Origin of the sequence: Deinococcus metalli (genome assembly GCF_014201805.1) — a bacterium.
GTDB lineage: Bacteria > Deinococcota > Deinococci > Deinococcales > Deinococcaceae > Deinococcus > Deinococcus metalli.
Genome location: NZ_JACHFK010000035.1, coordinates 1 through 1,248 on the forward strand (window position 1 = coordinate 1; position 1,248 = coordinate 1,248).

Annotated in this window: 2 protein-coding genes; one reads left to right on the top strand and one right to left on the bottom strand. The window is 65.3% G+C overall.

All coding sequences use genetic code 11. From position 1 onward, the window contains the following. Positions 1 to 316: 316 nt before the first annotated feature. Positions 317 to 841, bottom strand: a complete 525-nt coding sequence (locus tag HNQ07_RS23775) for a TetR/AcrR family transcriptional regulator (protein ID WP_184116520.1) — start codon at positions 839 to 841, stop codon at positions 317 to 319. Between the two features lie 132 nt (positions 842 to 973). On the opposite strand from HNQ07_RS23775, the gene HNQ07_RS23780 reads away from it, so the two are divergent. Further along, positions 974 to 1,248: alpha/beta fold hydrolase (locus tag HNQ07_RS23780; protein ID WP_311733233.1), on the top strand; the 275-nt coding region annotated here is incomplete at its 3' end.

A 1,248-nucleotide genomic window follows, 5' to 3' on the forward strand; every position in this document is an offset into this window, starting at 1 on the left:
CGCAGGCGCTGAGCAGGGTCAGGAGGGCCAGGGCGGCAAGGTGTCGGGTCGGGGGAACCATACCCCATCAGACAAGGGCCACCAGGGCGCCGGGACCGCACTGGGTGAAGGCGGGCTTATCCCCGTTGGACGTCAGATGAATTGTGTATCCTGATCGACCTCTGCCCGGCTCACAGGTGATGGATAGACACGCGAACGCGCCGATCGCATTGACCTGCAGTGGACGAGGGCGGCCGCCGAGTCTTGAATGCACCCATGGCTAAAGCTGGCCCACTTACACGCCCGTTGATTCGCGATGCGTGCACGATCTGTTGTGTCACAGGTTACTCCTTAGTCGGTTGATCGCACTTTCGAAGAGTGCTGAGTCATCGAGGATGCTCGCCACCGTATGCGCCCCCTGCACCGTCAGGAACAACGCATCCGGATCCCGCGCCCCCAGCGCCGCCGTGCGGGCACCCACCACTGTCCGGTACCGCTCCACGATCTCCGCCGCCCGCGTGGCCGCAGGGTCCCCCACGGCCCGCAGTTCGGTGGCCAGGCTTCCGAAGGGACAACTGAGCCCCCCGCGGTCCTGGGCGGTCTGCATGAGCCAGTCGAGGTAGGCGTCGATCCAGGCTGAAGGTTCCAGGGGGTCCAGCGCAGTCAGGAGCTCCTCCAGTTCCCGCTCACATTCATCGAGCACCGCCAGGATCAACTCGTCCCGCGTTTTGAAGTAGTAGTAGAGGTTTCCGAGCGGCAGACCCGCGGCCTTGGCGACGTCCTTGAGCGTCGTGCGGGAGATCGAGTGGCTGCGGGAACGCCGCAGGGCGGCCCGGATGATCTCGTCTCGTTTCCCTGCCATGCGCGGTCTCCTGAAGCCAAGATGTCATGAAGTCCCCCGGAGCCAAAGCAGTCTCGCTTCCACTAGGGTCAGTCAGAAGCCTGACTGAGTCGAGCGCCGGAACGGCACTCAGCCACGTCAGGAGGAGGTCCTGTGAAGCAGTACAGAATGATGGTCCTGGTGGCTGGCCTCGTCGCCGGCAGCGCGCATGCTGGCGGCGCCGGCCTGCCCATGCAGCAGGGCATGCTCGAGGTTAACGGCGCCCAAATTCACTACGTCTCCGAAGGCACCGGCACGCCTATCCTGCTGCTGCATGGCTACCCGCTCAGCGGCGAACTGTTCGCCCGCAACCGCGACGCCCTCACGGCCGCCGGGTACCGCGTGATCACCATCGACCACCGCGGGTACGGCCAGAGTGTCGCGCCCGC

Excerpts from the sequence above, each read along its gene's own strand:
- HNQ07_RS23775 (WP_184116520.1), bottom strand. The coding sequence starts at position 841 with ATGGCAGGGAAACGAGACGAGATCATCCGGGCCGCCCTGCGGCGTTCC.